General features: G+C 52.5%; 4 protein-coding genes. 2 read left to right on the forward strand and 2 right to left on the reverse strand.

The genetic code is table 11. The features are described 5' to 3' along the window. Positions 1-189: 189 nt before the first annotated feature. Complete coding sequence (locus tag FDW87_RS00595; RefSeq protein WP_016157828.1) at positions 190-894, forward strand: FadR/GntR family transcriptional regulator; 705 nt, start codon at positions 190-192, stop codon at positions 892-894. Position 895: 1 nt separating this feature from the next. Further along, on the forward strand, positions 896-2323 hold the full coding sequence (gene mdtD / locus FDW87_RS00600; RefSeq protein WP_137379358.1) for a multidrug transporter subunit MdtD: 1428 nt from the start codon (positions 896-898) through the stop codon (positions 2321-2323). Here mdtD and rbsR read toward each other — a convergent pair. Together rbsR and rbsK are read right to left on the reverse strand one after the other, a co-directional pair. After that, on the reverse strand, positions 2289-3281 hold the full coding sequence (gene rbsR, locus FDW87_RS00605) for a ribose operon transcriptional repressor RbsR (RefSeq protein ID WP_016155093.1): 993 nt from the start codon (positions 3279-3281) through the stop codon (positions 2289-2291). The genes mdtD and rbsR overlap by 35 nt on opposite strands. 3 nt (positions 3282-3284) lie before the next feature. Beyond that, on the reverse strand, positions 3285-4214 hold the full coding sequence (rbsK, locus tag FDW87_RS00610; RefSeq protein ID WP_016157826.1) for a ribokinase: 930 nt from the start codon (positions 4212-4214) through the stop codon (positions 3285-3287). Positions 4215-4263: the final 49 nt, after the last annotated feature.

Genomic DNA, 4263 nt, shown 5'->3' on the forward strand with positions numbered 1-4263 from the left:
TGGAGGCGCATTATAGGGAGTTATTTCAGGCTGACAAGGGGAAATTTAAAATAACTTTCCGAGTGCGTGTTTTTTCAGCAAAACCACCATTAACATGCCATAAAATAAGCAAATTGCCGCTTTTGCAGCCGCAATAACGCTTCCAGGTGGCATACTAATGAATAGGAAATAAAGTAAGGAAAACCATTCATGCCGTTAAATGCCCAACAGCTAGCCGCACAGAAAAACCTGTCCTACGTTCTGGCCGAAAAGCTGGCTCAGCGAATATTAAAAGGTGAATACGCACCGGGCGCTATATTGCCTGGCGAAATAGAGCTGGGCGATCAGTTTGGCGTGAGTCGTACCGCGGTAAGAGAAGCGGTAAAGACGTTAACGGCAAAAGGTATGGTATTACCGCGCCCGCGTATTGGTACACGCGTCATGCCGCAGGCAAACTGGAACTTCCTCGACCAGGAGCTACTCACCTGGTGGATGACGGAAGATAATTTCTCTCAGGTCATTAAACATTTTCTGGTGATGCGTATCAGCCTGGAGCCTCAGGCGTGTTTACTGGCGGCGACTATAGGTACGGCAGAACAGAAAGCGCATCTCAACACGCTGATGGAAGAAATGGTCGAGCTGAAAAGAAACTTCAGACGCGAGCGTTGGATTGAGGTTGATATCGCCTGGCATGAACACATCTATGAAATGAGTGCGAACCCGTTCCTTATCTCCTTCGCGTCACTCTTCCATTCCGTTTACCAGACCTACTTTACCTCTATTACCTATAACGACGTGGTCAAGCTGGATTTACACCAGGCCATTGTCGACGCAATAGATGAGAGCGATGGCGATCGCGCCTTCGCTGCCTGTCAGGCATTGCTGATAGCACCGAACGTGCTACCGGATAAATAATATGTCAGAAAAGAAATCACGCAGTATGGCCGGGCTACCGTGGATAGCAGCCATGGCCTTTTTTATGCAGGCACTAGACGCCACGATCCTCAATACCGCCTTACCCGCAATAGCACACAGCCTTAACCGCTCTCCGCTCGCCATGCAGTCAGCCATTATCAGTTACACCCTGACGGTCGCGATGCTGATCCCGGTGAGTGGATGGCTGGCAGACAGGTTTGGTACCCGGCGCGTCTTTATGATAGCTGTTAGCCTGTTTACGCTGGGTTCGCTGGCCTGTGCGCTGTCCAGCTCCCTAAGCGAACTGGTGATTTTCCGCATCATTCAGGGCATTGGCGGCGCTATGATGATGCCCGTTGCCCGTCTGGCATTATTGCGTGCTTACCCCCGCAGCGAACTGCTTCCCGTGCTTAACTTCGTAACCATGCCTGGACTTGTGGGGCCGATTTTAGGTCCGGTATTGGGCGGTGTACTGGTCACGTGGGCCAGTTGGCACTGGATCTTCCTGATTAATATTCCAATTGGGGTTGCCGGTATCTTCTATGCCCGCAAATATATGCCGAACTTCACCACGCCGCGCCGCGGTTTTGATATGACCGGTTTCTTTCTGTTTGGTTTGAGCCTGGTGTTGTTTTCCAGCGGGGTAGAGCTGTTCGGTGAGAAGCTTGTCGAGACCTGGATAGCGCTCAGCATTATTCTTGCCAGCATTCTGTTACTGCTCGCCTACATTCGCCACGCGCGTCGTCACCCAACGCCGCTAATATCGCTTCCTATATTTAAGACCCGAACTTTTTCCGTCGGGATCGCCGGAAACCTTGCCACTCGTCTGGGTACAGGGTGCGTGCCCTTCTTAATGCCGCTGATGTTGCAGGTAGGCTTTGGATACCCGGCGCTGATAGCCGGTTGCATGATGGCGCCAACGGCGCTGGGATCAATACTGGCGAAATCAATGGTGACGCAGGTGCTGCGCCGGCTCGGCTACAGAACCACACTGGTGGGTGTTACGGTATTTATCGGCCTGATGATTGCGCAGTTCGCATTGCAATCTCCCGCCATGCCGGTCTGGATGTTGATCCTGCCGTTGTTCATTTTGGGTATGGCGATGTCCACCCAGTTTACCTCCATGAATACCATCACTCTGGCGGACCTGACCGATGAAAACGCCAGCAGCGGCAACAGTGTGCTGGCCGTTACTCAGCAGTTATCAATCAGTTTAGGGGTCGCCATCAGCGCTGCCGTTCTGCGTATCTATGAAGGTATGGAAGGAACCAATACGGTCGAGCAGTTCCACTACACCTTTATGACGATGGGCGCTATCACGGTAGTGTCTGCGCTCATGTTCATGCTGCTAAAAGCAAAAGATGGACGTAATCTGATTAAAGAGCGACATAATCCTAAACCGACCCTCGCTCCATCAAAACAGGAGTAAGTTGCAGGCGCTGTTGCTGTAATGCGGGCTGCGCCATCCGGTGGATTAATACATCGATGGCCAGTTCGCCCAGTTCATCTTTTGGTTGATGGATGGTCGTCAGCGGCGGCGTCATATAGCGCGCCAGCTCGATATCATCATAACCCACCACCGCCATATCCTGCGGAATGCGCAATCCCGATTGGTACAGAGCCTGATACGCGCCAACCGCCATGGCATCATTGCCGGTAAAAACGGCCTGCGGTCGCTGTTTATGCGACAGCAACGTTTGCATAGCTTCAAAGCCGCCGCCGAACTCAAAGTCACCGGTAATCTCGTAACCTTCCGGGACCGGCAACCCCGCCCGCTTCATTGCCGCCCGATATCCTTCCAGACGTAAACGCGCTGGAGTTTTATCCAGCGGCCCGGTGATGCAGGCAATGCGCGTAAAACCTTTTTCGATAAGATGTTGAGTGGCTAAATCCCCGCCCAACAGGGAGTTATCCTGGATCAGATCGCTTTCACCATCAAAAGGCGACCAGTCCATCATGACGGTCGGTATAGAAGGATAGCGTTGCATGATCTCCCTGGAAGGTTGATGTGTTTCCGTGCAGAGCAGCAGCAAGCCGTCCACCCGTTTTTGCATTAACGTTTCCAGATTACGGTTCATGCGCTGTTCATCACCTTCAGTGTTGCACAGCACCAGGCTGTAGCCGCGTTCAAAACAACTACGTTCAACGCCGCGCACCAGCTCGGAATAAAAGGGGTTGGTACTGGCAGTGATTAACATGCCAATAGTGTGGGTCTGGTTTAACTTGAGACTACGCGCCAGCGCTGAGGGCGCGTAGTTAAGCTCTTTAATCGCCGCTTCAACTTTGTCAGTGACAGACTCACTGACAAAGCGATCTTTATTAATGACGTGAGAAACCGTCGACGTGGAAACCCCCGCCAGGCGGGCGACGTCCTTCATTGTAGCCAAGCGTTACCTCTGTTGACTTAAAAACGCTTCTATTTCTTCGCGCCATGGAACGGAAGGCTGTGCGCCCTTACGGGTGACCGCAATCGCCGCAGCGGCATGTGCAAATCGGATCGCTTCAGGCAGCGGAGTCTCTTCCAGTAACGCTGTAATTAACGCGCCGTTAAAGGTATCCCCAGCAGCGATGGTATCAACGGCGTCCACTTTAAACCCTGGCACACGCTGACCTTCACCATTTACGCTGGCCCACACCCCGCGACTGCCTAAGGTAATCAGTACAGTATGGATCCCCTTCGCGTGCAATGCCTGCGCAGCTTTGGCCGCGTCTTCATCGTTTTCAACCCGGATCCCCGTGAGCTTTTCAGCCTCGGTTTCATTCGGGGTAATAATATCCACCAGCGCCAGCAGTTCGTCAGAAAGTTCACGTGCCGGGGCCGGGTTAAGGGCTACCGTGGTCTTATTTTGATGTGCAATCTTTGCCGCAGCCAGTACGCTTTCGATCGGCGACTCTAACTGCATCAGTAAGGCAGACGCCTGGGCAATACGCTCATGCTGAGCTTCCACCAGCGCAGGCGAAAGTGCCGCGTTCGCACCAGCATGAATGCCGATGACGTTCTCACCTTCACCATTCACAAAAATCAACGCCACACCGGTCGACTCCCCCGAAATTACGCTAATCGGCGCAATATCGATATTATCTTTGGCTAACTGTTTACGAACACTTTCGCCAATATCATCATCACCCGTACAGGCAATAAATGCGATATTCGCGCCACTACGCCCCGCAGCAACAGCCTGATTCGCGCCTTTACCACCAAATGCGACCTGATAATGGTTACCGGTTACGGTTTCACCAGGTGTCGGGAAAGAGTTAAGGTTGAGGATGTGATCGGCATTGATACTGCCAAGAACAACGAGGTTGCCTGCGGTTTTCATATTTGGTGTTCCAAGTCAAAGTGCGCCACCGGATTAGGGTGGCGCGTGC

The organism is Citrobacter sp. wls826 (genome assembly GCF_005281245.1).
GTDB classification, from domain to species: Bacteria; Pseudomonadota; Gammaproteobacteria; order Enterobacterales; family Enterobacteriaceae; genus Citrobacter; species Citrobacter braakii.